Raw genomic sequence first — 26,158 nt, forward strand, 5'->3', positions numbered from 1 at the left:
ATAACTAATTAAATCTTTTATTTTAGGCTTAATGTAAATTCTTTATTTTTTATACTCAAATATCATACAAATCTAACAAATTCTTGATAATATATCAAAAAAATTAATAATGAAAAAAATATGAAAAAAATCACTTACGAAGAACAAACAAAAATCACAAGAGCTATTATAAAAGCAGCAGTTTTAATGTTGGAATTTGGAGCAGAAAGTAAACTTATTGAAGAGACTGCACAAAGACTTGGAAATGCATTAGGAATAGACTCTGTTGAAATGTCACTAATACCCTCTGCAATAGTACTAAGTACTCTTAGCAATAATCAAACACAATCTGTTACCACTACAAGAAGAGCACATCATAAACCTATTAATATGTCTATTGTTTGTGATGTTCAAAAAATGTGTCACAATATAGAAAAAGAGAACCAAGATGTTGACTTTATTTTTAAAGCACTAAAAGAGATACAGCCTAATTATTATAACAGATGGTTAGTAATGTTTATGGTTGGTTTATCTTGTGCTTCATTTGCCTATTTAACAGGTGGAGATATCTCTGCATTTTTTATAACATTTATAGCATCAACTTTAGCTATGTTTACAAGACAAGAGTTAGCAAAAAGAAAGTTTGTAATGATTATAACTTTTGCATTTACAGCTTTTGTAGCAACAATAGTTGCAGGACTATCACAAATATATGAGTTAAGTTCAACTCCTAATGTTATTCTTTCAGCTAGTGTAATTCTTTTAGCTCCTGGTTTTCCTTTTGTAAACTCTGTTTTAGATGCAGTAAAAGGTTATCTTGCAATGGGTTGGGGACGTTGGATGCAAGCTGTTTTACTAACAGTAGCTACTTCAATAGGAATTATTTTAGCTCTTGCATTATTAAGTTTAAAAGGATGGTAGTTATGATTACTGAATATATTTTAAATGCAATCTTTGCAGCAATACCAGCTCTTGGATTTGCTATGGTTTTTAATGTTCCAAAACATGCTCTTATTTATTGTGCATTTGGCGGAGCTATTGCATATACTTCAAGAATTATATTACAAGACTTAGATGTACCCTTAGAACTAGCAACATTTTTAGCTTCTACAATTATTGGAATAGTTGCACTTTATTGGTCTAGAAAATTTATAATACCAAGACCTGTTTATACTATTGCATCAATTATTCCTTTACTTCCTGGAACATTTGCCTTTTCTGCAATAATAAATTTAATAGAGATGAACGCTCATGGAGTTACACCTGAATTAATCAATCTTTTTATTGAAAATGGATTAAAAACAATTATAATCTTAGGTGGAATTGGGTTAGGATTAGCATTCCCATCACTGTATAATATTAGATATAACAGAGCAATTAGTTAAGAAGGCTAAAAAACCTTAGCCTTTACTACATAAATAGTGATCAAATACAAAACTGATATAATATCATTTGAATAAGGAATAAAATGAATATTAATATAAAAGAGTTTATTAAATCACTAAATCTAATATTTTATGAATTTGATAGTAAAGAAAATAGTTTAATTAAAGATGTTGATTACTCTAATAAACATACAAAACTAGAATTTTTTAAAATTACATATTATTTATCAAAAGAGAGAATTCCCTTTAATGTAGTTAAAGATAAAACAATTACTTTTAAAGAAACTAGTTTTAATATAAAAGAAAAATTCTCAATATTTATTGAAAATTTCAAAAACAATAGTAAAAATATTTTTTTACTAAACGATAAAAAAGTGCAGTGGGCAAAAAATATACCTTTATTTAAAATCACTTTTATAAATAAAGAGATAGATTTTACTAAATATGATGCTATTGTATTTACTTCAAAAAATGCAATTAAAGCAATCAATTCAATTAATAAAAATTGGAAAAAAATCCCTTCGTATGTTATTTCAGAGCAAACAGCAAAACTAGTAAAAGATTTAGATGGAAAATTAGAGTATATAAGCAAAACAAAGCACGGTAATGAATTTGCATATGAAATATTAAACTTATTAAAAGGCAAAAAAGTTTTATATTTAAGAGGAGAAGAAATAGTATCTGATTTTTTAGAAATTATGAAAGACAATAGTATTGATTGTAAAGATGAGATTATTTATAAAAATAGTTTTAATGAAAAAGTTAAAAAAGTTAAAATTCCTAAAAATTCTAAGATTATCTTTACTTCTCCTTCAACAGTTAAATATTTTTTTAAAATATTTTCTTGGGATAAATCTTATAAAGCAATATCTATTGGGAAAACAACAGCACAATATATCCCTAAAGATATCAATACTGTTATTGCAGATAATACTTCCTTTAAGTCTTGTGTTAATAAAGCACTTGAAACAAATTAAAAGTATCTAGGGCTTACCTAAAAGCTAAGCTATTTATCAATAAGAGAGGTTATCTCTCTTATTAATTAATTCCTCTTGCTCCTATATTTCCATATCTATGGTATGAGTGAGAAATAGATTGTTCAATAAAGTAATTAAGAAGTTCTAATCTTCCCTCCATCATAGGAGTTTGTCTTACTATAAATGTTAATGATTTAGAAGCTTCCTTAAACACTAATGCTGACACTTTTGAAATATCAGAATAGATAACTCTATCATACTTACTAAGTGTTTTTATCATCTCTTTTTCTGTTTGAGAAATTAGACTATCTCTACTTGTAAATAACTCTTTTGCATTTTCTAAAAATGACTTAACTAACTCATTATTCTCAATTGAAACTTTAAAATGAACACCGGAAACTCTTGCTGCTATTATTCTTGAAACTGTTTCAAAAATTGTATCGTCACTTGATACTCTAATTAATACATTATCTAAGGGAATATATTTAAAGTGGTTATCTTCACCTCTAACATTTGCATAATCTTTTTCTTTTGAAAACTCATTTTCAAAGTTCTCGTAGTATGACTGTAATGCTATTTCTAGTTTTTCAAAATCTTGCTTTTCATTTTGCGTATTTTTACAATTTTCAATAAACTGTGTTAATTCTGTATTGTATTTTTTAGCTGTTTTAGGACTTGTTTTTTCATTTATATCTACGAACTGTGTTATATAATTATAGAAACCTGCTTTTCTACCAGCACCAATTGCTGATTTTCCCATTCCACCAAAAGGTTGTCTTAAAACAATTGCACCTGTTGTTCCTCTATTAACATAAAGGTTACCAGCTTTTAGATTTTCTTTCCAATATGTAACTTCTCTTTCATCTAAAGATTCAATTCCTGAAGTCAATCCATATCCAGTATCATTTACAATTTTTACTGCATGTTCTAAGTCACTAGCTCTCATTACTGCTAATACTGGTCCAAATAACTCATTCATATGAATAAAACTACCCTCTTCTACACCCCATTTAATTGAAGGTTTTAACATATATGGATTATTGTTTTCATATGATGGTTCTACTGCCCAAGTTTCATTGCCCTCAAGCTGGTTTAATGCCTTTTCAAGGTTACCACCTACTTTATTTGCTAGTGTTCCAATTCTATTTTTAAAATCCCAAATAGAACCTACATTCATTGAAGTTGCAGTATCAATTAAAGCTTTTTTAAATCCCTTATCATTATAAACCTCATCTTCTAAAACTAAAAGTGAAGTTGCTGAACATTTTTGACCTGAATTTCCAAAAGCACTTTGACATACATTTTTAACAGCTTGTTCTCTATCGGCCATATTTGTAACTATTGTTGCATCTTTTCCACCAGTTTCAGCACTTAAGAATAAGTCATTTCTAGTTTCCATCATAGTAGCCGCTGTATCTTCTCCACCTGTTAAGATTAAGAAATCAATATCTTTATTAGGAATTAAATGTTCACCTGCTAAAGCTCCTGGACAAGGTAAAAATTGTAAAGTATTTTTTGAAACTCCAGCATCCCAAAAACACTTACACATTTCATAAGCACATAAAGCAGCAACTGAAGCTGGTTTAATAATTACTGTATTTCCTGCAGCTAAAGTAGAAGCCACTCCTCCAACTGGAATAGCAATAGGGAAATTCCAAGGAGGCACAACAACTCCTACACCTTTTCCTTTTAACTCTAAATTTTCATAAGACTCAAAATGTCTTACTGCATGAGAATAAAACTCTACAAAATCAATTGCTTCTGAAACTTCTACATCTGTTTCTGTAAATACTTTTCCAACTTCAGCACCTGCAATACCTATTAAATCATCACGTCTTTCTCTAAATTTGATAGCTACATCTTTTAAAATATAATGTCTTTGTGAATGTGTTAAGTCTCTCCACCCATCAACATCCTCTTTTGCTACTTCAACTGCTCTTTTAATATCTTCTTCATTAGCTAAGGCAAATCTACCAGCAAGTACATTATCTTCAAACTGTGATTTATCAATAGCATCGTAAATCTTACGCTCACCTATTAAATCCTCTCCACCTACAACTACAGGAGCAATTGTATGAATAGTATCTGAAGAGTGTTTCCATTTTTTTACAATATTTCTAGCCCATTCATGATTTTTTGGAAGTACGAAATCAGTATCAGCTTCTGCTTTGTAAGAGTTTGTATCAAATGATGATTTTTCAAATTCATCCCATTTCTCATCTAATCTATTTTGTGTTCTTTTTGCACCTACAAATGAAGTTTTCTCCGCTTCAAAAGATTTAATAAATAACTCTTTTTGCATATTCCAATTTTTTGAACCAACTGTTAATCCAAATGAATATCTAATAAAGTTATTAGGACCTGTATTTTCATCAAGACGTCTTACTAAATATGCAATTGCATTTGTAAACTGTTCTTTTGCAGCTGTTGGTGCATATAAAACTACTTCTTTTGAAATCTCTTTAATAGCAAGTCTTGCTGATTCACTCATTCCCTCAAGCATCTCTAAACTATGATATTCACCTACATTATTATCATTTGCTAATTGAGTAGCATAAGCTAATTCAAATAGGTTATGTGATGCCGTTCCTATATGCATATAAGGAGCATTCTCTTTTTGTAAAGCATATCTTGCCATTCTTTTATAGTTTGAGTCAGTATCTAATTTTTCAGTATAAGTAACCATCTCCCAATGTTTTTGAGAAGCTTCAGTTTCTTCCATCTCCATATTAGCACCCTTAACAAGTCTAAACTTAATAGGAGCACCTCCATTTTCAACTCTTTTTTTAGCCCAATCACATAAATCTTTTTGAACATTAAATGAATCTGGTAAATATGCTTGAAGAACAATTCCTGCATAAAAATCTTTAAACTCTGGCTTTTCAAGTGTTTTTTTAAATACTGCAACTGTTATATCTAAATCTCTATACTCTTCCATATCTAAATTTATAAATTTATTTGATTTAGTACCATTTGGTGCAATATAAGGATATTTAACAGCTTGAGCATAAATTTGTGTTAATTTCTCAACTAAAACTTCAACCGTATGGTCAAAATCAAGTGCTGAGATTTGAGAAAAGATTGTAGAGATTTTAATAGAGATATAGTCAATATTTGGGTTTGAAAGGGCTTTTAGATATTTTTCCATTCTCTCACTAGCTTCTTCTTCACCAAGTACTACCTCACCAATTAGGTTAAGATTTACTCTAGTACCCTCTTTTCTTCTCATTGTTAAGTGTTTATTAAAAGGCTCTTCTTCTCCTTTAATAACTACTGTTTTTGTATCTTCTCTAATTTGGTCTACAAATAAAGGAACTGATAGATTAGGTAAGTATTTACCAAAGTTTTCAAATAACCATAATAGTGTCTTGTCTTTAGTTGTAAAAAAGTGTGCCATTCCATGTTTTTGTAATAAAAATATGATTTGATTTGCAATTCTTGCATTTGATTCACATCTGAAACATTGGTCCATAAGCTCAATTAATAATGCTTTATCTTTTGGATGTTCAAGCATTTTATTCATCTTTACATAAAATTCTCTATCCCAATCACTTACTAGTTGTGTAGCTCTGTTTTGCCATTTTTCTGCTAGTTTTATTGATGAATTTATTAATTCTTGTTCATTTTTCATCTTTTATCCTTAAAATTTATTGTTTTTTAAATCAATTTTAAGTAGCTTAAGAGCGCACGCTTTTAAATGTGCTCAAGAGGGAAGGAACCGCCAAGTTTGTCCCTCTTACTACTTTTAAATACTTTTCTTCATAAATATTTATTTAATGTTTTTTTCCTAAATAGGCTTCTTGTATTGTTTTAGAGTTTAACAACTCATCAGCTGTACCCTCATGCGTAATTTTTCCAACTTCAAGAACATAAGCTCTATCAGCTAACTTCAATGCTGCTTTCGCATTTTGCTCTACTAATAAAACAGTTACTCCTGTTTGAGCAATCTCTTTTACTGCTTTAAAAATTCCTTTAATTAAAATTGGAGCAAGTCCAAGTGATGGCTCATCCAAAATTAATAGTTTTGGTTTAGACATAATTGCTCTACCAATTGCCAGCATTTGTTGCTCACCACCAGAAAGCGTTCCTGCAAGTTGCTTTCGTCGCTCTTTTAATCTTGGAAGAATGTCATAAATCCATTCTAATGTCTCTTTATCATGATCTTTTAGTGTATAAGCACCCATCATAAGGTTTTCTTCTACTGTTAAAATTCCAAAAACTCTTCGCCCTTCAGGAGAGTGAGACATTCCAAGACTTACAATGTCATGTGCTTCACACTTTGTAATATCATTTTTATCAAAAACAATACTTCCTGATTTTGCTTTTAAAAGTCCAGAAATAGTTTGTAAAGTCGTAGTTTTTCCAGCACCATTAGCACCTAAAATTGTTACAACTTCTCCACGTCTAACTGTTAAAGATATACCTTTTATTGCTTCAATTGCTCCATAAGATACATGAAGGTCTTTTATATCTAATAATATTTCATTATTAACCATTATTCATCCTCCTCATCATCTGTTCCAATATAAGCTTCAATAACTCTAGGGTCACTTTGTACAAATGATGGTTCACCTTGAGAAATCTCTTTACCAAAATTAATAACAGTTATATAATCAGTTAATTTCATAACCATTTCCATATCATGTTCAATCATCATAATTCCAAGACCCATTTCTTTAATCTTTAAAATGATATTTGTTAACTCTATTGTTTCATTTTCATTAAGTCCAGCTGCTGGTTCATCTAAGATTAAAATCTCAGGATTAGCAGCAAGTGCTCTTGCCATTTCAATTTTTCTTTGATTTCCATATGATAAATCACCAGCTGGAGTATTTGCATATTTTGTTAAGCCAAAAAAGTCCATAAGTTCTTCAACTTTTTCCCAATGTTTCTTTTCATCAGCTCTATAAGCAGATGTATGAACGATTGAATGGTACCATTTTTGCTTTGACTTAGTATGAGTTCCTGCAATTATATTTTCAGCAACACTCATCTCTTTAAATAGTCTAATATTTTGGAATGTTCTTAAAACTCCTCGTTGAGCAATTTTATGAGGCTCCATACCAGTAATATCTTCACCTTTATATTTAATGCTTCCTTCTTCAGGAGTGTAAATACCTGTAACACAGTTAAAAAGCGTAGTTTTACCAGCTCCATTTGGACCAATGATTCCATAAATTTGACCAGGTTTTACTTTAATAGTTAGATCATCAATTGCAACTAAACCATGGAAAAACTTTGAAACATTTTCAATTTCTAATACATATTCCATTATTTACTCCCTTCTGATTTTCTTGCTTTTAAAGCTTTTTCTTTAAGAAATTTTGGAATATTTCCAAACTTCGCTGGCCACACACCATTTGGTCTTAATATCATTGTTAATACCATAGCTGCACCAAAGATTAAATATCTTGATTCTTTAAATTCTGTAAATAACTCTGGCAATACAAACATTACAAATGTTCCTATAATAATTCCAGGAAGTGAAGCTGATCCACCTACAAGTACAATAGCAAAGAACATAACTGATTGCATAAAGTTAAATGACTCAGGACTTACAGCTGAATACTGAATAGCAAACACACTTCCAGCAGCTCCAGCAATCGCAGCTCCTAAAGCAAAAGCAAATAGTTTATAATATGAAACATTTATTCCCATAGATTTAGCAGCTATTTCATCTTTATGAATATAGTATAAAGCTCTTCCATAAGCTGAAGTATCTAGGTTTCTTATAATTAGTAATGTAAGAACTAATAAACCAAATGCTAAATAATAAATTGCTGTATCTGAAAATAATTCATAACCAAAGATTCTAACTACATCAATACCAAAAATACCATTTGGACCACCTGTTAAACCAAATACATCATTTGATAAAACTTGTTCAAATATGATATTAAATCCAATAGTTGCAACTAATAAATAATCACCTCTTAAATGAATAATTGGACCAGCTAGTAAAATTGAAAATATAGCTGGAATTATGATTGCAAAAGGAATAGTTGCAATAATTTCTAAACCAAAATGTACATTTAAAATAGCAGTTGTATATGCTCCCATTCCAAAGAAGATTGCATGACCCATATTAAAAATACCAGCACGACCTAAAATAATATCTTGAGAAAAAGCAACTACTGCAAATACTAAAAATGTAATACCAATACTTAACCAAGCAGAATCAACTATAAATGGAAAAACTGCCATAACTACTATAAATAAAGTAGCAATTCCTGTAGTTTTATTCATTATACTTTCTCCGCTGTTTTTTCACCAAGAAGTCCAGTTGGTTTTACAATTAAAATTACAATTAGTAAAATAAAAGTAAATGTTTCTGCCCATTCTGTTGAAATATAACCTGAAATCATTGCATTAAATAATCCAAGTAAAAGCCCACCTAGCATTGCTCCTGGAATTGAACCAATACCACCTATAATTGCTGCAATAAAAGCATTTAAACCATAAAGCCATCCCATATCAAATGTTAGACCTCGGTAATACATACCAATAAACAGACCACCAATTGCACCTAACATAGAACCTACAATAAATATAATCATAATAATTCTATTAACATTAATTCCCATTAATTTTGCAGCATCTTGATCAATTGCAGTTGCTCTAATTGCTGTACCCATTTTTGTTTTATTAATAAAAATATATAATGAAACCATTAAAACAGCAGATAGTGCTAAAATCACTAATTGTGTAAATGAAATAATTACTCCACCAAAGTTCCAAGATGTTGAGGGGAATACATCAGCAGGGAAAATCTCCATATTTGGTCCCCAAATTAACATAATTCCATTTTGAATAACAAGTGAAGCTCCAAGTGCTGAAACAACAGCACTTAATCTTGGTGCCGTTCTTAAAGGTCTGTATGCAAGACGCTCAAGAAGAACACCCACAAAAGCCACCACAATTGCTGTTAATGAAAATACTATTACAATATTCACTAAAGACAATGCATTTGAACCATAAAATTGAGTAAAAATAGTAAGTCCTACATAAGCAGAAAAGGCAACAAGGTCACCGTGTGCGAAGTTGATTAACTTCATCACACCGTAAACCATTGTATAACCTAAGGCTACTAATGCATACAAACTTCCTACTGTTAAACCATTGATTAACTGTTGAAGAAAAGTATCCATATTTGTCTATCCCTTACTTATTTTACTACTTCTTTAGTACCATCATTTTTCATATTATATACAACAAATTTAGCACCTACTCTTTCACCATCTTCTCTAATGTTAAATGGTCCTGTAATTCCTGGGAAATCTTTCATTGTAGATCTAATATAATCAGAGATTTTTTTAGTATCAAAAGATTTAGTTTTTTCAACACCTTCAATAACAGCTCTTAATCCATCAGCATTTGTAACAGGCCAAATTGATGGAGGGTCCATTTTAAATCTAGCTTTATATGCCGCTAAATATTTTTTAGCTTCAGGATATGGTAAAATTTCTGGAGTTGGAAAGTTAATTAAAACTGTACCTTCAGCTGATTTTCCTGCTAATTTAACAAAATCAGGGTTATCATTTGAATCTCCACCAACAAAGTCAGCATCAATTTCTAATTGCTCTTGTTGTGCACGGATAAGTCCACCATCAGTATAGTAACCTGAGTAATAAATAACATCTGGTTTCATTGCTTTAATTTTTGTTAAAACTGCTGTAAAGTTTTGAGTTCCTGATTTAACTTTTCCTCTAAAGATTACATTCCCGCCAAGTGCTTTTGTAGATGCTTCAGTTGAATCACCTAGTCCAGCAGAATAAGAAGAGTAATCAGATAAAACAACAATTCTTTGATATTTTTTTACATTTACAAAGTAATCAGCTGTAAAATCACTTTGTGATGAGTTTGGAAATGAATTTCTAAAGAAAGTCCAGTATTTTTTAGAAATTAAAGAATCACTTGTACCATCAGAAGTTTGTAAAACTTTGTTTCTATAGTATGTAGTTTGAGCAGCTTCTGTTGCTCCTGAAGTATAAGAACCAATTACAGCAAATACACCCTCATTTACTAATTTCTTAGCACAAACAGCAGCTTTTTGAGCTTTAGCTTCATCATCACAAGTAACAACTTCAATTTGTTTACCTAAAAGTCCACCAGCTGCATTTTTTTCATCTACAATTAACTTAACAAAGTTTTCAATACTTTGACCTTCATTTGCATACTTACCAGTAATTGGCGCTTGAACACCTATCTTTACAGTATCTGCAGCAACTAGTGAACTAGCAACTACCGCACTTAGTGCTAAAGCACCTGTTAATTTTTTAAAATTCATATTTTCTCCTTAGTTTGAATTAAATTTCTTATATTATTTAAACCGTTGGTTCAATAATATAACACCCAACACACCATTCGCCAACATTATCAATCTTGTTAATATCGCCTCCTTTAAAACTTGATTTTAAATTTTTATGTGAAGCTACAATCTTATTGAATGCTTCAATAATTTCTTCTAATCTTTTTTCACTCTTTTTTCTTGCTGTATTTGAAATATCCATATAAAAAGCAAAAACTCCATAATCTAACGTTGATTCGTCTTGTTTCTCTCTTTGAAGTAATTTACACATTAATTCAATGTCGTCTTTATACTCAGTTTGTGCATTTCTTACACCATTTCTTATACTCATAATTACTTTTGAAATAGAATCATTATCACTTTTGTGAACAAACCTTTCATCTAGTGTTAAACAAATTACATCTTGAGCAATATTATTTTCTGCCATAAACCACTTAAATGCATCTCTTTTAGGAAGAGAACATCTTAATATATCAGCAATTGTTGCATCAATAAAAATTTCCGGAGAAGGACTTAGTTTTGCTATTTCTTGAGAGACATGTATAGTCAAGAATTTTGGAGGTGCGTATGATAAATATATATCATCAGCAGTCCAAAAACTGTAATTTGACTTTGCAGTTTTAATACCTGTTAAAACTGCTTCTACTACTTCATCTTGAGATGGAAAATTATTCATTATTATCTCCAACAAAATTTTCATCAACTTCATCTAAAATACCACTTTCAAATAAAATATCTTCAATCAGTTTATTTTTAGAAATATTTAAAGATGTAGATAAAACTAAAAGTGCAGTATCCAATCTTTTATCAATCTTTACAGTAAGTTGAGAAACTTCTCTTTTATTACTTTTTAAGTGATTATTTATAACTTTTTGTATAACTGTTCTTTTATATTTTTGCTTTGCCATTTTTATAACTTTTTATGTGTATTTTTTAGTACTACTTAAAGTAGTACCTTTTTTTCTTTAATCATTATTTCACAGTGAAACTTAATTAAAACTTAATATATTAGCTTAAATTGTCTAAAAATTACGCAATTTTACAAATAAATTGCAAATGCTATTTTAATGCTATTTAACTAGCTTTTTTAAGGAATTTGTATTTATTTTGAAAGTTTAGATTGCTGGATAATTAATCCAAAAATAATTGTAGTAAGTCCAACTACTGTAGATATGTAAATTTGTTCACCAACAATGAAATAAATAAATACTAAAGAGATAAAAGGAGAGATAAAAATAAGATTTGCAATTTTAGATGTAGATTCAGCGCTTTGCATAGCTTTTAACCAAAAAAGAAAAGTAAAACCCATTTCAAAGAAACCAACATATATAGCAGCTCCTAAGCCATAAACTGAAGGTAGTACTAAATCTTGTGTAAAAATAAAATAGGTAATCAAAATAGGTGTTGCAATTAAAAAATTTGAAAATAATCCTACAACTGGGTCAACTTTTGATTTAGTATTAAAAATCCAATACATAGACCATAAAACAGTTGAAAGAAGAGCTAGCAAAACCCCATCTATATTAGAAAAATTTAATGAAAAAGGTTCACCTTTTGTAGATATAATTAAGACACCAAAATAACAAATTATTCCTGCAACAATATCAGATATTGTTAATTTTTGCTTTAAAAATATTACTGAAAAAAAAGCCAACATTAAAGCCCAAGTATAATTAATAGCTTGAGCTTCTTGTGCAGGAAGAATATCATAAGCTTCAAACAAAACAAGATAATATAAAAAAGGATTAATACTAGCTAATAGTAAAACTATTTTAAAATTGTTTTTAATATGTATTTTTACTAGATTAATTTTCTTCTGATAAATAATAATAGTTAATAAAATCAAAGTTGAAGTAATAGAAGCATAAAAAACTAGCTCAAAAGGCTTTAAATATTCAAGGGCAACTTTAAAAGCTGTTGCAACTGTAGACCAAAAGAAAATAGCAATTAGTGCATATTTATATGCTAATTTTTGAGACTTGATAGCTAAGCCTTTTTATAAAAAGTTTTTATGAATTTTTATTGTTTTTTTTAATTTTTGAATAGTACCAAAATCCAATAATTGCTAAACAGATTAAAATTCCCACAATTATATATCTTAAGTACTCTTTTATTAAAGCTTCATTATCACCTAAATAATATCCCAAAAGTGTTAAAATCACTACCCATATTGCTGCACCTAAAGTAGTATATATTGAAAATGTTAATAAATTCATTCTAGCAAGCCCTGCTGGAAAAGATATATATTGTCTTACTGCTGGAATTAAACGCCCTGAGAAAGTTGAAATATGTCCATGTGATTTAAAAAACTCTTCCATTTTTGAAATTGTTTCTTCTTTAATAAAAAAGTATTTCCCATATTTAACTAAAAAAGCTCTTCCGAATTTAACTGCTAAAAAGTAGTTAAAAAGTGCGCCAGTTAGTGAGCCAGCAACTCCTGCAAAAATAGCAAAATATATATTCATTTCACCCTTATATGCTAAGTAACCAGCTGGAACCATTACAACTTCTGAAGGAAATGGAAAGAACGAACTTTCTAAAAACATCATGATAAATATACCTGTATAGCCTAAACTACCAACAGTATCTACAACAAAGTTTACAATATCATGAAGCATTAAATACCTTTATTAAATTAAGTTCTTCCATTTTAAAATAGAATCATTTATAAGTTGGAATATCTCTTTTTCACTAGGAGCTGTTTCATCAAAATAATCAGAAACAATTTTTAATATATAAAACTCTTGAATATTTTCTTTACATGTTTGTCTAAAGAACTCTGCTTGCTTATCAACAAGTAATGTTTCTAAATCTTTATCTGTTTCTAAAGCTTTTTCTACTGTAGTAACATTTGCAAAATTAAGTCCATTGATAAATCGATTAGTACAAAAAAGTGTTCCTAGAGCAATTGATCCATCACTGCACGAGGCAATACTTAAATCAAAAGCTTTAGAGATTTGGAAGTTTTTGAAAATATAATTTAAAGAGTCTAATATTTCTTCTTTACTTACACCAGAAACTATAAGTATTAAATCATCATTAGAATAAATCGTATTTTCAATTGGATTAGTTAATTTCTCTAAATTAAAGAAATCAACTATAGGTTGTGCTTCTATTAAAGAAGTAGTGTGAATTAATATTTTTGACATATTAATTAACAATAGAGCCTAAACTCTAAAGTTTTACTATCTTTTAAGTTCTTTAATTCTTGCAGCTTTTCCTCTTAATCCTCTTAAGTAATGTAATTTAGCTCTTCTTACTCTACCTCTTCTTAATACTTCAAAAGTTTTAATTGAATCAGAGAATAATGGGAAAATTCTTTCAACACCAACAGAGTTAGCACCGATTTTTCTTACGTTAAAAGTTGCAGAAACACCTTCACCATGTCTTGCAATTACGATACCTTCGTAAGTTTGAACTCTCTTTTTTTCACCCTCTTTAATCTCAATACCAAGTCTTACTGTATCTCCTGCTCTAAATAAAGGGATCTCTTTTGACTCTGTTTGTGCAGTTTCGAAACTAGCAATATATCTGTTTTTCATTGTTTTTCCTTGTTAGGTCTATAATATTTTGTCTTACAAATTGACATCTGGTTTTTTAAGTCGGAAATTTTACTATGATTTCCCTTTAAAAATTCTTTAACCACACTTAAATTTTGGAAAACTTCAGGTTTAGCAAAAGATGGAGCTTCTAAAAATCCATTTTCATAACTCTCAACATCTAAGGATTGGGCATTCCCAAGAACTCCCTCAACATTTCTAGAAATTGCATCACTCATTGTCAAAGATGGTAATTCTCCACCAGTTAAAACAAATTCTCCAACAGAAAAAACCTCATTTGCGTATTTTTCTATCACTCTTTCATCAATTCCTTCATATCTTCCACTAACAAAAACTATGTTTTTTTTCTTTGCTAGTCGCTTTGCATCATTTTGTCTAAATGCTTTTGCAGCAGCTAAAGGAAAAATTATATAAGCATCTTTATTTTCTTCTTTAATTTTGTCTAAACAATCAAATAAAGGTTGACAAGTCATAAGCATTCCTGCTCCACCTGCTACCATTTGTTTATCAACTTTTTGATGTTTATTCGTAGTATAATCTCTTGGATTATAAAACTCATAGTTTATAAACTTAGCATCAACTGCTCTTTTTAAAATTGAATCTTGGAAATATGGCTCAATTAAATTTGGGAAAAGTGTTACAAATGTAAATTTCATATTATTCACTTATATTATAATTTTGGAAATACTAAAGCAGATCCACTTAAAATAAAGTTAACCAAATCATAATTTAGATATATTCATTCTTAAAATTTTATAATAAAGATATAAATATGATAACACTAAATGATATTAAAGAAGCAAAAAAGAACTTAGGCAATATAACAATAAATACTCCCTTAGCCTTAGCTCCAATTTTAAGTAAAAAACTTAATGCAAATATTTATTTAAAAAAAGAGAACTTACAATTAACAGGAAGTTTTAAATTAAGAGGTGCTTACAATAAACTTGCCCAATTATCTAAAGAAACAAGAGATAAAGGTGTAGTTGCTGCAAGTGCTGGTAATCATGCTCAAGGATTAGCTTTTTCAGCTGAGCAATTTAATTGTGAAGCTACAATTTATATGCCAGAAGCAACACCACTTACAAAAGTATCAGGTGTTAGATCTTATGGAGCTAATGTAGTATTAACAGGAGCGAATTTTGATGAGGCTTATGAAGAAGCTACAAAATTTGCTCAAGAAAATAACAAAGAATTCATTCATCCTTTTGCAGATGATAAAGTAATAGCAGGTCAAGGAACTATTGCTTTAGAAATTCTTGATGAAATTAAAGATATGGAACAAATTGTTGTACCTATTGGTGGAGGGGGATTAATCTCTGGAATAGCAATTGCTGCAAAAACTATAAATCCTAATATTAGAATAATTGGTGTAGTTGCAAGTGGTGCTAAAGGGATGAAAGAGTCTTTTGAATCACATATGCCAATTGATTCTGTTTCTGTTAAAACTATTGCAGATGGAATTGCAGTAAGAGATGTAACACCAAAACTACTTGATATTATTTTAGAACATGTTGATGAAGTAGTTGAAGTAACAGATAATGAAATAGCAAATGCAATTTTATTTTTATTAGAAAATCATAAATTAGTTGTTGAGGGTGCGGGTGCTGTTTCAACTGCTGCTATTATGCATAATAAAATAGATATTGAAGATACAAATACTTGTTCAATTGTAAGTGGTGGAAATATTGACGTTACAATGTTATCATTAATTATTGAGAAAGGTTTAGTAAAATCTTCAAGAAAAATGAACCTTATCGTAACACTTATGGATAAACCAGGTGCATTAAAGAATTTAACTAATGTATTAGAAAAAAGTGATGCAAATATAGTACAAATTGATTATGATAGAAACTCTGTAAAGCTTGAGTTTGGTGAGGCGCATGTAACAATTGCTGTTGAAACAAAAGGTGAAGAACATCAAAAACTTATACGAGAAAATTTGAAACATAATGGATATAGATTCAAACAAATTTAAAGTTAATGTAAATTCTTTATATTCTTTTTAGAAAACAAATCTTATAATGCATAGATAATTTAGTATTGAGAAACAAAAAAAAGGAAGAAAATGGAAGGAAGACTATTTACATTCTTGGGATCAATTGGTGGTCACGGCCAAGAATGGATCATCTTATCACACTTTGTCCTAGTGGTAGGAATAGTATTTTTATTAGCACGATCAGCTACAAAAAGATTACAGTTAGTACCTAACGGTTCACAAAACGTAATGGAAGCATTCGTTGGTGGAATTGTAGCTATGGGTGCAGATACTATGGGTGAAACAAATTCTAGAAGATATTTACCATTAATTGGTTCTTTAGCAATAATCATATTTGTTAGTAATATGATTGGAGTTATTCCAGGATTTGAAGCACCTACAAGTAACATTAACTTTACTTTATCACTTGCATTAATAGTATTCGTTTACTATAACTATGTTGGTATTAAAATAAATGGTTTTGTTAACTATTTTAAACATTTTATGGGGCCAATGCCTGTGTTAGCACCATTAATGTTTCCTATTGAAATAATTTCTCATATATCAAGAATTATTTCTTTATCATTCAGACTTTTTGGTTCAATTAGAGGAGATGATATGTTCCTAATGGTACTTCTTATGTTAGTACCTTGGTTATTACCACTTCCTGGTTTCTTCTTATTAACTGCTTTTGGTTTCCTACAAGCATTTATTTTCGCAATTTTAACTTATGTTTACATTGCGGGATCTGTTATGATGGCAGAGGAAGAACACTAGAACTTTCAGTTTTCTTAATATCAAAAGGAGGGACAAGTTTTGCTTGTCCCTTTTTTTATGCCTAAATATTATATAATTACATATAATACTAAGGAATAATATAAATGAATAATGAGTTAAAAGCTTATTTAATAACTGACCCTAAATACTACTCAAATAATAGTGATCTATTTAAAAAGAATTTAACAAAAGTCTTAGAAAGAAACAAAATTGATATCATCTGCTTTAGAGATAAAGAGAGTTCAAACTTTGAGGAATTAGCAAAAGTTTTTATTGAAGTTTGTAAAAGATTTAATATTGAAAAAATTTTAATAAATAGTGATTATAAACTAGCTAAACAATTAGGTGCAAACGGAGTACATTTAAACTCAAAGCAATTTGAGAATATTAAGGAAGCTAAGCATTTAGATTTATATGTAATAATTTCTTGCCATAACTTTGCAGAAATAGAGAAAGCACAAAAAGCGCATGTAAATGCTATAACTTACTCTCCAATTTTTAAAACACCAAATAAGGGTGAACCTTTAGGAATAAATAAATTCAAACAAACCTTAGAATTGTATGAAGATATTGATATTATTGCTCTTGGTGGAATTATTGATAAGGAACAAATATCACAAATTGAAAAAACAAAAGCTTATGGTTTTGCTTCAATTAGATATTTTATTTAAACCTCATCAATTAAAACTTCATTTTCTTTTAAATATACTAAATAAGAGAAAACCTCATCACTTTGAGCTATCTCTTTTATAGCTTTTTTATAATATGAAACTTGAGAAATATGCTCTTTGGATTTTTCTTTTGTTGTTTTATAATCAAAGATATAATACTTTTCATCTTTATATAAAAGTAAATCAATAATTTTAATCTCTCCATTATAAACTAATGCTTGCTCACTTATAAATTTTGCATCAGTAATTAATTCGCTAAATAAGCTGTTTTTTAAAAGTGCTGTTATTCTATTTTTAATATTAATAAAATCATTCTCATTTAAATAGTTGGAATATCTAGTTTTTGTTAAATTTAAACAATAGTCTAAATCACTTAAAGTAAAATCATTCATCATCTCTAAACAAAAGTGAGTTGCAATCCCAAAGTATTTAGAGTGCAGCATATTATCATCTAGGTCTTTTTCTTTTGATATTTGCTTCTCTTGAAGTCCTAAGTTCATTGGAATATATTCAACTTTCTCTTTTTTCTCATAATTTATTGAAGCATTTGTACTTTGAATAACCTGCCCTAGTTTTAAAGCCTTCATACTTAAAATATCAAATACAGAGGATTTCTCTTTTTTAAAAATAATCATGTTATTTTTTGCCCTAGTTAGTGCTACATATAAAATATTTATTTCATCTTCTAAACTTAGAGCTTTTTCTTTGGCTACTGCATTTGCATACTGTTTATTGTAGTTTTCATATCCTTTTATTTTATAAAAGATATTTTTTAACTCAACACTATCATATTCAAAAAGTAGTGAACTTTTATCACTATTTTTTCTTTTTATTCTATCTAGTAAAATTACAGTATTAAATTCTAAACCTTTTGATTTAAAAATTGTAAGTATTTGTAAACCTGAGGATTCACTATTTTCCATAACTGCGTCAAGCTTATCTATTTCATAAACAAAATCTACAATATTATTATAAACAGTACTACACTCAATAAACTTAACAACATTTTCATCAATTAGTTTTAAACTTGTTGCTATATCTTTTATCATTTCTTGAAGTGTTTTTTTCCCAACTTCAAAATTCATAGCAAGATTAGTTAATATTTCATTTCCAATTAAAGCATTTAAATTCTCTTTATAAATATCTTCTTTAAAATATATATATTTAATAGCATTTATCACAGCTTTTACATTTTCTTGATTTATAAGTTTTGATGTCATTTCAGTAGAAATTTTTAATGATGGAAACTTCTCTTTTAAATAGTTATAGATATTTAAAACATCAGAGTTTGTATACGTAAGAATTGCAATATCATTTGAGTTTACACCCTCTTTTATTAAAGATGCTATTCTTGAAGCAACTGTTGCAAATTTATCATCTTCTATTAGCTCTTTATCTTCAATAACTTCAACATATCCACCTTTTCTAATTGTTAGCTGGTCATGATATTCATACGAAGGAAGATTTACAAATAAAGAATTTACAAAATTTATAACATGCTCACATGACCTATAATTAGTATTTAATACTTCAACTTCTAAGGAATCATTTGTATTTGCTACATAATCAAAAAGTTCTCTTTTCCCACCTCTGAATCTATATATAGATTGTTTAGTATCTCCTACATAAAAAAATGTTTTAAATTTTGTAGCATCACCTGATAATACTTCTTTTATCAATGGTTCTAAAATTCTATATTGTAAAAGTGAAGTATCTTGAAATTCATCCATTAATATATGTGAGAACTTTGAATCTAATCTAAAGTATAAAAACTCTTTATCAATTTTTGTTGATAAGAGTTCATAAACTAGATTTGATATATCATTAAACTCTAAATAGTTTTTGTTTTTATTAAAGGATAGTTTAAAATTTTTAAACATTAAGTATAGTTCAAAAAGCTTACTTAAACTATATCCTGCACGAAGTTTATAATATAAGGCAACTTCTTCTTTCATATTTACAAAATAACTCTCTAAAGTTTCATTTGAACACTTTTTAAAATAAGAGTATTCACTTAAAACTTCTTTGCTAAGCCATGTTTTTGTAAAAAGCTCATCAAAGCTTTCAAAATTTACTGCTTTTTTTGCAGAAGCACTTGCAACATCGCAATTTAGTATCGCTTCTTTTATTTTATAAGAACTATTTAAAACTTGTTCTTTTTGTACATTTATTAATTCACTATCAATATCAACAATTTCTATATTTTCATTTTTTTCAAGTAAATTTTTAAATAAATCAAAAATAGAATTAAATTTCTTTTTTTCATATAAAGAAAAATCAATTAATGAATCAAACTGTTTAGCATCAAGTGATTGTAAAAATCTCATAGATAAAGACTCTATGTCATCTTCTTTAATCTCAAAATCATCTGATATCCCAATATATCCACAAAATTCTCTTAATATACTATTGATAAACTTATCAATTGTATATATAGTTAAGTTTGCATTTGTAAAAGATTTTATTAAAAAGTTTTTCTTTCCTAATATCTCTTCTTTACTTAATTCAGACTCTTTAATTATTGCACTAAGATATGCTTCATCATCTCCTAAAGTTAAAAGAGTTTTATATATTCTTTCACTCATTTCATTTGCAGCTTTATTTGTAAATGTAAGTGTTAATATCTCATTTGGTTTAGCATCTAATAGTAATAGTGTTATATATCTTACTGTTAATGCAAATGTTTTCCCAGAACCTGCGCTGGCTTTAAGTGCTAAAAATTTTTTCATAAGTAATAATACTATAGTAAAAATAATAAGCCACTATAATTACTATTTTATTTTTCCTCATTAAGTCAAATTTAGATATAATCGCAAAATTTAAATAACATTCACAGGAAATAAAATGCAGAAAAAACATCAAAAAGTACAGATTTTACTTGATGCAATTCCTTATATTAAAAAATTCAATGGCAAAACAATCGTAATTAAATATGGTGGTTCAGCTCAAACTAGTCCAGAACTACAAGAAAAATTTGCAGAAGATATTGTTTTACTTTCTCTTGTTGGAATAAAACCAGTAATTGTTCATGGTGGAGGAGCTAGAATTTCTGAGTTATTAGAAAAACTAGAAATTAAATCAGAATTTATAGATGGTCATAGAGTTACATCAAAAGATACTATGAGAGTTGTTGAAATGGTATTATCTGGTGAAATTAATAAAAACTTAACTTCACTTTTAAATCATCATGGAGCAAAAGCTATTGGTATTTCAGGAAAAGATTCTGCAATAATTAAAGCACAACCAAAAGATGGTGGTAAGTTTGGATATACAGGTGAAATAACTGAAGTAAATGGTGAGCTTATAAACAATCTTTTAAATCAAGGATTTATACCAGTAATTGCTCCAATTGCAGATAGTGCTGAACCTAATCATCCAGGATTTAATATAAACGCAGATTTTGCAGCTTCAAAAGTTGCAGCTGCTGTAAAAGCTCAAAAAGTTCTATTCTTGACAGATATTGTTGGTGTATTAAATAAAGAGGGTAAACTTCTTACATCTTTAGATAAAAAAGATGTTGATTCATATATTGAAGATGGAACAATTGCAGGTGGTATGATTCCTAAAGTTGACTCTTGTATTCAAGCAATTCATAATGGAGTTAATAAAGCTCATATTATTGATGGAAGAGTTGAACACTCTATTTTATTAGAATTATTTACAAGTGATGGTATTGGAACACAATTTTTAAGAAGAGATAATCCTAATAATGGGATTGATATTGATAAATTATTAAATGAAGAAACAAAGGCATAAAGATGAGTTTTATTGAAACAAGAGGAAATGATGGCGTAATGCCAAAAGAAGTTGAATTTAGTGAAGCTATTCTAAATCCAAGTGCTTCTTTTGGTGGTTTATACGTACCAAAACAGTTACCTGTATTAGAAGAAGATTTTATTAAAAATCATATTGATAAAAGCTACAAAGAACTTGCTTTTAATATTTTAAAAGCTTTCAAAATTGATATAGATGAAGAAGAAATAAATAAAGCCTTAGCTTTATATGATAATTTTGATGATGCTTCAAATCCATGTCCAGTAGTAAAAGTAAAAGATGATTTATTTGTGCATGAACAATATCATGGACCAACTAGGGCTTTCAAAGATATGGCATTACAACCATTTGGTTCTATTCTTTCTTCTATTGCAAAAGAAAGAAATGAAAACTATTTAATACTTGCGGCAACATCAGGTGATACAGGACCAGCAGCTTTAAATACATTTAGAAATAAAGAGAATATTCAAGTAGCTTGTCTTTATCCTCAAGGTGGAACATCTGATGTTCAAAGATTACAAATGGTTTGTGAAGAAGGAAAGAATTTAAAAGTTATTGGGATAAAAGGGAACTTTGATGATGCTCAGTCTGCACTTAAAAAATTACTTGCTTCACAAAGTTTCAAAGAAGAGTTACAACGTGATGGAATTAAACTATCAGCTGCAAACTCTGTAAACTTTGGAAGAATTATATTTCAAATAATTTATCATTTTTGGTCATATATTCAATTATTAAAACAAGAAGAAATTAAAATGGGTGAAAAAATCTATTTAGTAGTACCTTCTGGAAACTTTGGAAATGTATTAGGTGGATTCTATGCAAAAGCTATGGGCGTTCCAGTTGAAAAGTTTTTAGTAGCTTCAAATGAAAACAATATCTTAACTCAATGGATTAATACAGGTATTTATGATATTAGAGGTAAAGAGTTAAAACTTACTAAATCTCCTGCAATGGATATTTTAAAATCATCAAATATTGAAAGAGTTATGTATTCATTATATGGAGCACAAAGAACAAAAGAGTTATTAGAAGATTTAAATGAAAATAATATCTTTACAATGACAAAAGAAGAAACTTTAAAATTACAAGAAGAGTTCTCTGCTGTAAACTCTGATGATACTTATGGGCAAAAAGTTATTAAAGAGTTTTTAGATGATGGATATTTAATGGATCCTCATACAGCAACTTGTTTAAAAGCTTATGAAAATTTAAAAGAAAAAGATTTAAAAACTGTTATCTATTCAACAGCTGAATGGACAAAATTCTCACCAACTGTTTTAAATTCATTAAATCAAAATGATACAAAATATTCTGATAAAGAAGCATTAGATGAGATTTCATCAAAATACAATGCAAACTTACCTCAAAGCATTAAAGATTTATTTAACTCAAAAATAAATCATGATTCAGTTATCAATAAAGAAGATATTGAATCTCAAATTGTTAAATTTATTAGAGAGTCATAAGACACTCTAATAATTAACACAAGTACACATTATCTTAATTTATGTGTACAAATTTCCCAAATCGTAGCATTAACATAACATTTCGTGACATAGGTCAATTCATTTTAAGACAAAACACAATATAATTAAAGGATTTTAATTCAAAAAAAAAGGAAGCCAAATATGTCTAATGAAACTAATAGACGAGATTTTCTTGGTTATTCATTTGCTGCAGTTGCTGCAGTAGGTGGTGCTGCGTCACTTGTTGGTATGAAACAAGCATGGGATCCACTTCCAAGCGTTTTAGCTGGAGGTTTTACAAATGTAGAACTTGGTAGCTTAAAAGCTGGAAATCCTGTGACTGTATCATGGAGAGGAAAGCCAATTTTCTTATTAAAGAAAACTGCTGAAATGGGAGAAGCTCCTAGAGATTTAATAATCGGTTCTGACAGATTTACTGTTGCAATTGGTTTATGTACTCACTTAGGTTGTATTCCAGCATGGAAGAAAGATACATGGAAATGTGCATGTCACGGGGGAGAGTTTAATGCGAGTGGAACACAAACTTTTGGACCACCTCCAAGACCTCTAGACTTACCTCCATTTAGTGTAAAAGGAACATCTATCGTTTTAGGTGAAGAAGGTCCTGAATACAAAAAAATCGCTGCTGCGATGATGGCATAAGGAGTAAGCAATGGCAAAATTTGAAAAAGCTAACTCTGTTGGTGAATGGTTAGACCAAAGATTAAATACTACAACATTCAATAAAGTTATGATGACTGAATATTGGATTCCAAAAGATATTAACTTCTTATGGGCAATGGGTGTATTACTTGCAACTACTTTTGGTATTTTAATAATCTCTGGTATTTTCTTAATGATGTACTACAAGCCAGATATTGGTTTAGCATTTGATTCTGTTAACTATACAATTATGCAAGAAGTTGCATTTGGTTGGTTATTTAGACATATGCATGGTGTTGCAGCTTCTGTTGTATTCTTAGTTATCTATATTCACATGTTTACAGGAATTTACTATGGTTCTTATAAACAAGGTAGAGAAATGATTTGGATTTCAGGTATGTTATTATTTATGACATTCTCTGCTGCTGGATTCTCTGGATATATGTTACCATGGGGACAAATGTCTTACTGGGCTGCTATGGTTATTACAAACCTTTTTGGTGGTGTTCCTGTAATTGGTGATGCATTAGTTATATGGATTAGAGGTGACTTTAATGTTGCTGATGCAACTTTAACTAGATTCTTTATGTTACACGTATTCTTATTACCTATTACTATTATGGGTATTATTGCATTACACTTTTATACATTAAGAATTCCTCACGTTAATAATCAATCTTCTGAAGAGTTTGATTTTGATGAAGAAGCTGAAAAATATTTAGCTGGAAATAAAAAAGAGTCAAAAGTTATTCCTTTCTGGCCTGTATTTATTTCTAAAGATTTAGCTGTATTAGGTATTTTCTTAATATTCTACTTCTACTTAGTATTCTTCCATTATAACTTTGCAATGGATCCAGTTAACTTTGATCCTGCTGATAATATGGTAACTCCTGCACATATTTACCCTGAGTGGTATTTCTTATGGTCATATGAAGTATTAAGAGGTTTCTTCTTTGATATTGCTGGATTTAAAGCTTTTGATATTGGATTAATTGCATTTGCATTCGCAAATGGTATTTTCCTTGTATTACCTTGGTTAGATAGAGATCCTGCTATTTTACCTGCACATAAAAGACCAGTATTCTTTATTTGGTTCTGGATATTAATGGCAGATTTAATTGTACTTACTGTTTATGGTAAATTACCTCCAACAGGTGTAAATGCATGGGTTGGATTCTTTGCCGCAACATTATTTATTATTCTATTCTTAGTTTTACCTATTGTAACTAAAATAGATGCTAAGAAAAGGGGAGCATTATAATGAGAGAATTAAAAATACTAGCTGTAGTAGTAGCTTTAACACTTATAACATATTGGGGAGTTGAGCCATTTGCTCACTCTCAAATGCACCCACACGTTGCTGATGCAGATTATAAATTTGCAGATGTTGATGGATTAAATGGTACTAAAGGAGATGCAACAGCTGGTGAAGCTCTTGTAGCTGCTAACTGTACTGCTTGTCACTCAATTAAATCTAAAGGGTTCCCTGAAGTAATGGATAACGCAAGTTCTGCTGCTGCTTATGGTGTAACACCACCTGATTTAGGATCTGCTGGTAAATTATATAATGCTGACTATTTAGCTGCATTTATTAAAGATCCTGCAAAAGCTTCTGATGTTTCACATAAATTTGTAGATGGACGAGCTCATCCAATGCCAGGTTATTCTTGGATGCAACCTCAAGAAATTGCAGATATGGTAGCATATTTACAATCTATTGCTCCAAAAGAGATGTCTAATAAAGAAGTATTTGTAGACGCTTGTCAAAGATGTCACGCTATTAAATATGCTGATATGCAAAAAGGTACAATGGCTGCATTTACTCCTGATGAAAATATTAAATCTTATATGGGAAAACTTCCACCAGATTTATCTCAATATATTAAATCAAGAGGACATTCATATTTAGAAACATTTATTAATAGTCCTCAAAAACATCTTGAAGGTACTGCAATGCCTAGAGTTGGTTTAACAAAAGATTCACAAGATCAAGTTATTTCTTATCTTGAAGAAGTTGGAGATTCAAGTAAACCAATGAGAGAAGAATTAGGACCTAAGTTCTTAATTTATATGGTTATCTTTGCAATCTTTGCATTCTTATGGAAAAACTCTAAATGGAGAGAAGTTCACTAGAAACTTTTCTTTAATAAAAATTATAAAAAGGGGATAGATTTTACATCTATCCCCTTTTTTTGTATCATTTATTTACACTTTTTTATTATTATTTTCAATAAATATACTAATATAAACAAATTAAGTACACTTTCACTAATTACATTGTAGTATTAAATAACCAAAAAAAGGGGAAGCAAAGGAAACTAGGAAAAATATTACTGTCATCTATCTTATTGATAGGTACGTTAAGTGCAGAAGATATCATGCAAAAGTCTATGTCTACAATGGAACAAGGTATGACAAAAATCCAAAAAGGTTTTTTAAATAATAATGTAGATTTAATCAAAGAAGGAAGTATGTTAGTAAAAGAAGGAAATGCATTATTTTCTGATACTAAAGTAATTAAAGAATATTTACCTGCTGATAAAAAACATATGGCAAATGTTGCTGCAAACTCAAGTGAAAGAATTGCATTAGATATTAATGTATTAGAACTTAACTTAGC

The 26,158-nt window shown here is 29.1% G+C and carries 26 protein-coding genes; 12 read left to right on the forward strand and 14 right to left on the reverse strand.

What is annotated here, in order from left to right:
• Positions 1-120: 120 nt before the first annotated feature.
• The 3 genes from GBG18_RS01375 (at position 121) to GBG18_RS01385 (ending at position 2,341) form a co-directional block, all read left to right on the forward strand.
• Positions 121-900: a threonine/serine exporter family protein gene (locus tag GBG18_RS01375; protein WP_152187678.1), complete on the forward strand. Its 780-nt coding sequence runs from the start codon at positions 121-123 to the stop codon at positions 898-900.
• A 2-nt stretch (positions 901-902) separates the two neighbouring features.
• Positions 903-1,364 (forward strand): threonine/serine exporter family protein, encoded by a 462-nt coding sequence (locus tag GBG18_RS01380; protein WP_226896364.1) that lies wholly within the window; start codon positions 903-905, stop codon positions 1,362-1,364.
• Between the two features lie 83 nt (positions 1,365-1,447).
• Positions 1,448-2,341, forward strand: a complete 894-nt coding sequence (locus GBG18_RS01385; protein WP_152187682.1) for a uroporphyrinogen-III synthase — start codon at positions 1,448-1,450, stop codon at positions 2,339-2,341.
• A gap of 61 nt (positions 2,342-2,402) precedes the next feature.
• Here GBG18_RS01385 and GBG18_RS01390 read toward each other — a convergent pair whose 3' ends face one another.
• From GBG18_RS01390 to trmD, 13 genes are all read right to left on the reverse strand, one after another.
• A complete protein-coding gene (locus GBG18_RS01390; protein WP_152187684.1) occupies positions 2,403-5,972 on the reverse strand; it encodes a proline dehydrogenase family protein in 3,570 nt (1,189 codons plus the stop codon).
• A 142-nt stretch (positions 5,973-6,114) separates the two neighbouring features.
• Complete coding sequence (locus GBG18_RS01395; protein WP_152187685.1) at positions 6,115-6,837, reverse strand: ABC transporter ATP-binding protein; 723 nt, start codon at positions 6,835-6,837, stop codon at positions 6,115-6,117.
• Positions 6,837-7,613, reverse strand: a complete 777-nt coding sequence (locus GBG18_RS01400) for an ABC transporter ATP-binding protein (RefSeq protein ID WP_152187687.1) — start codon at positions 7,611-7,613, stop codon at positions 6,837-6,839. Before GBG18_RS01400 ends, GBG18_RS01395 begins: the two co-directional genes overlap by 1 nt.
• Entirely contained in the window at positions 7,613-8,587 is a 975-nt protein-coding gene (locus GBG18_RS01405) for a branched-chain amino acid ABC transporter permease (protein ID WP_152187689.1), read from the reverse strand. The genes GBG18_RS01400 and GBG18_RS01405 overlap by 1 nt, the downstream gene beginning before the upstream one ends.
• Entirely contained in the window at positions 8,587-9,489 is a 903-nt protein-coding gene (locus tag GBG18_RS01410) for a branched-chain amino acid ABC transporter permease (protein ID WP_076083803.1), read from the reverse strand. The genes GBG18_RS01405 and GBG18_RS01410 overlap by 1 nt, the downstream gene beginning before the upstream one ends.
• Before the next feature lie 17 nt (positions 9,490-9,506).
• Positions 9,507-10,628 (reverse strand): branched-chain amino acid ABC transporter substrate-binding protein, encoded by a 1,122-nt coding sequence (locus GBG18_RS01415; RefSeq protein ID WP_152187690.1) that lies wholly within the window; start codon positions 10,626-10,628, stop codon positions 9,507-9,509.
• 37 nt (positions 10,629-10,665) lie between these two features.
• Positions 10,666-11,325 (reverse strand): hypothetical protein, encoded by a 660-nt coding sequence (locus GBG18_RS01420; RefSeq protein ID WP_152187692.1) that lies wholly within the window; start codon positions 11,323-11,325, stop codon positions 10,666-10,668.
• Positions 11,318-11,557 carry a hypothetical protein gene (locus GBG18_RS01425; protein WP_152187694.1) on the reverse strand — a complete coding sequence of 80 codons (240 nt, stop codon included), beginning with the start codon at positions 11,555-11,557 and terminating at the stop codon, positions 11,318-11,320. Before GBG18_RS01425 ends, GBG18_RS01420 begins: the two co-directional genes overlap by 8 nt.
• Before the next feature lie 194 nt (positions 11,558-11,751).
• Complete coding sequence (locus tag GBG18_RS01430) at positions 11,752-12,633, reverse strand: DMT family transporter (RefSeq protein WP_152187695.1); 882 nt, start codon at positions 12,631-12,633, stop codon at positions 11,752-11,754.
• A gap of 25 nt (positions 12,634-12,658) precedes the next feature.
• Positions 12,659-13,267, reverse strand: coding sequence for a DedA family protein (locus tag GBG18_RS01435; protein WP_152187697.1), 609 nt, complete (start codon positions 13,265-13,267; stop codon positions 12,659-12,661).
• A gap of 12 nt (positions 13,268-13,279) precedes the next feature.
• A complete protein-coding gene (locus GBG18_RS01440) occupies positions 13,280-13,798 on the reverse strand; it encodes a hypothetical protein (protein WP_152187699.1) in 519 nt (172 codons plus the stop codon).
• Positions 13,799-13,834: 36 nt separating this feature from the next.
• Positions 13,835-14,191: a 50S ribosomal protein L19 gene (gene rplS / locus GBG18_RS01445; protein ID WP_152187701.1), complete on the reverse strand. Its 357-nt coding sequence runs from the start codon at positions 14,189-14,191 to the stop codon at positions 13,835-13,837.
• Positions 14,188-14,865, reverse strand: coding sequence for a tRNA (guanosine(37)-N1)-methyltransferase TrmD (gene trmD / locus GBG18_RS01450; RefSeq protein ID WP_152187703.1), 678 nt, complete (start codon positions 14,863-14,865; stop codon positions 14,188-14,190). Before trmD ends, rplS begins: the two co-directional genes overlap by 4 nt.
• Positions 14,866-14,981: 116 nt before the next feature.
• On the opposite strand from trmD, the gene ilvA reads away from it, so the two are divergent.
• From ilvA to GBG18_RS01465, 3 genes are all read left to right on the forward strand, one after another.
• The gene (ilvA, locus tag GBG18_RS01455) at positions 14,982-16,187 is read left to right on the forward strand and encodes a threonine ammonia-lyase (RefSeq protein WP_152187705.1); all 1,206 of its coding nucleotides are present in this window, start codon (positions 14,982-14,984) and stop codon (positions 16,185-16,187) included.
• 90 nt (positions 16,188-16,277) lie between these two features.
• A complete protein-coding gene (locus GBG18_RS01460; protein ID WP_152187706.1) occupies positions 16,278-16,964 on the forward strand; it encodes a F0F1 ATP synthase subunit A in 687 nt (228 codons plus the stop codon).
• A 104-nt stretch (positions 16,965-17,068) separates the two neighbouring features.
• Positions 17,069-17,635: a thiamine phosphate synthase gene (locus GBG18_RS01465; RefSeq protein WP_152187708.1), complete on the forward strand. Its 567-nt coding sequence runs from the start codon at positions 17,069-17,071 to the stop codon at positions 17,633-17,635.
• On the opposite strand, the gene GBG18_RS01470 is transcribed toward GBG18_RS01465, so the two are convergent.
• A complete protein-coding gene (locus tag GBG18_RS01470) occupies positions 17,632-20,364 on the reverse strand; it encodes a RecB-like helicase (RefSeq protein WP_152187710.1) in 2,733 nt (910 codons plus the stop codon). The two genes, GBG18_RS01465 and GBG18_RS01470, sit on opposite strands and share 4 nt — an antisense overlap.
• Positions 20,365-20,479: 115 nt before the next feature.
• On the opposite strand from GBG18_RS01470, the gene argB reads away from it, so the two are divergent.
• The 6 genes from argB to GBG18_RS01500 form a co-directional block, all read left to right on the forward strand.
• Positions 20,480-21,391, forward strand: a complete 912-nt coding sequence (gene argB / locus GBG18_RS01475; protein WP_152187712.1) for an acetylglutamate kinase — start codon at positions 20,480-20,482, stop codon at positions 21,389-21,391.
• Between the two features lie 2 nt (positions 21,392-21,393).
• Positions 21,394-22,875 carry a threonine synthase gene (gene thrC / locus GBG18_RS01480; RefSeq protein WP_152187714.1) on the forward strand — a complete coding sequence of 494 codons (1,482 nt, stop codon included), beginning with the start codon at positions 21,394-21,396 and terminating at the stop codon, positions 22,873-22,875.
• A 162-nt stretch (positions 22,876-23,037) separates the two neighbouring features.
• On the forward strand, positions 23,038-23,538 hold the full coding sequence (locus GBG18_RS01485; protein WP_152187715.1) for a Rieske 2Fe-2S domain-containing protein: 501 nt from the start codon (positions 23,038-23,040) through the stop codon (positions 23,536-23,538).
• A gap of 10 nt (positions 23,539-23,548) precedes the next feature.
• A complete protein-coding gene (locus GBG18_RS01490) occupies positions 23,549-24,799 on the forward strand; it encodes a cytochrome b (protein ID WP_152187717.1) in 1,251 nt (416 codons plus the stop codon).
• A complete protein-coding gene (locus tag GBG18_RS01495) occupies positions 24,799-25,671 on the forward strand; it encodes a c-type cytochrome (RefSeq protein ID WP_152187719.1) in 873 nt (290 codons plus the stop codon). The genes GBG18_RS01490 and GBG18_RS01495 overlap by 1 nt, the downstream gene beginning before the upstream one ends.
• A 245-nt stretch (positions 25,672-25,916) precedes the next feature.
• A partial coding sequence (locus GBG18_RS01500) for a hypothetical protein (protein ID WP_152187721.1) occupies positions 25,917-26,158 on the forward strand: 242 nt, incomplete at its 3' end.

Source organism: Poseidonibacter ostreae, assembly GCF_009208075.1.
Classification (GTDB): Bacteria; Campylobacterota; Campylobacteria; order Campylobacterales; family Arcobacteraceae; genus Poseidonibacter; species Poseidonibacter ostreae.

Bases quoted from the DNA above. Each gene is read 5' to 3' on its own strand.
- GBG18_RS01410 (WP_076083803.1), bottom strand. From the start codon at position 9,489: ATGGATACTTTTCTTCAACAGTTAATCAATGGTTTAACAGTAGGAAGT.
- ilvA (WP_152187705.1), top strand. From the start codon at position 14,982: ATGATAACACTAAATGATATTAAAGAAGCAAAAAAGAACTTAGGCAAT.
- GBG18_RS01405 (WP_152187689.1), bottom strand. From the start codon at position 8,587: ATGAATAAAACTACAGGAATTGCTACTTTATTTATAGTAGTTATGGCA.
- GBG18_RS01440 (WP_152187699.1), bottom strand. From the start codon at position 13,798: ATGTCAAAAATATTAATTCACACTACTTCTTTAATAGAAGCACAACCT.
- GBG18_RS01485 (WP_152187715.1), top strand. From the start codon at position 23,038: ATGTCTAATGAAACTAATAGACGAGATTTTCTTGGTTATTCATTTGCT.
- GBG18_RS01375 (WP_152187678.1), top strand. From the start codon at position 121: ATGAAAAAAATCACTTACGAAGAACAAACAAAAATCACAAGAGCTATT.
- GBG18_RS01495 (WP_152187719.1), top strand. From the start codon at position 24,799: ATGAGAGAATTAAAAATACTAGCTGTAGTAGTAGCTTTAACACTTATA.
- argB (WP_152187712.1), top strand. From the start codon at position 20,480: ATGCAGAAAAAACATCAAAAAGTACAGATTTTACTTGATGCAATTCCT.
- GBG18_RS01400 (WP_152187687.1), bottom strand. From the start codon at position 7,613: ATGGAATATGTATTAGAAATTGAAAATGTTTCAAAGTTTTTCCATGGT.
- trmD (WP_152187703.1), bottom strand. From the start codon at position 14,865: ATGAAATTTACATTTGTAACACTTTTCCCAAATTTAATTGAGCCATAT.
- rplS (WP_152187701.1), bottom strand. From the start codon at position 14,191: ATGAAAAACAGATATATTGCTAGTTTCGAAACTGCACAAACAGAGTCA.
- GBG18_RS01385 (WP_152187682.1), top strand. From the start codon at position 1,448: ATGAATATTAATATAAAAGAGTTTATTAAATCACTAAATCTAATATTT.
- GBG18_RS01470 (WP_152187710.1), bottom strand. From the start codon at position 20,364: ATGAAAAAATTTTTAGCACTTAAAGCCAGCGCAGGTTCTGGGAAAACA.
- GBG18_RS01390 (WP_152187684.1), bottom strand. From the start codon at position 5,972: ATGAAAAATGAACAAGAATTAATAAATTCATCAATAAAACTAGCAGAA.
- GBG18_RS01420 (WP_152187692.1), bottom strand. From the start codon at position 11,325: ATGAATAATTTTCCATCTCAAGATGAAGTAGTAGAAGCAGTTTTAACA.
- GBG18_RS01415 (WP_152187690.1), bottom strand. From the start codon at position 10,628: ATGAATTTTAAAAAATTAACAGGTGCTTTAGCACTAAGTGCGGTAGTT.
- GBG18_RS01490 (WP_152187717.1), top strand. From the start codon at position 23,549: ATGGCAAAATTTGAAAAAGCTAACTCTGTTGGTGAATGGTTAGACCAA.
- GBG18_RS01465 (WP_152187708.1), top strand. From the start codon at position 17,069: ATGAATAATGAGTTAAAAGCTTATTTAATAACTGACCCTAAATACTAC.
- GBG18_RS01460 (WP_152187706.1), top strand. From the start codon at position 16,278: ATGGAAGGAAGACTATTTACATTCTTGGGATCAATTGGTGGTCACGGC.
- GBG18_RS01380 (WP_226896364.1), top strand. From the start codon at position 903: ATGATTACTGAATATATTTTAAATGCAATCTTTGCAGCAATACCAGCT.
- GBG18_RS01435 (WP_152187697.1), bottom strand. From the start codon at position 13,267: ATGCTTCATGATATTGTAAACTTTGTTGTAGATACTGTTGGTAGTTTA.
- GBG18_RS01425 (WP_152187694.1), bottom strand. From the start codon at position 11,557: ATGGCAAAGCAAAAATATAAAAGAACAGTTATACAAAAAGTTATAAAT.
- GBG18_RS01395 (WP_152187685.1), bottom strand. From the start codon at position 6,837: ATGGTTAATAATGAAATATTATTAGATATAAAAGACCTTCATGTATCT.
- thrC (WP_152187714.1), top strand. From the start codon at position 21,394: ATGAGTTTTATTGAAACAAGAGGAAATGATGGCGTAATGCCAAAAGAA.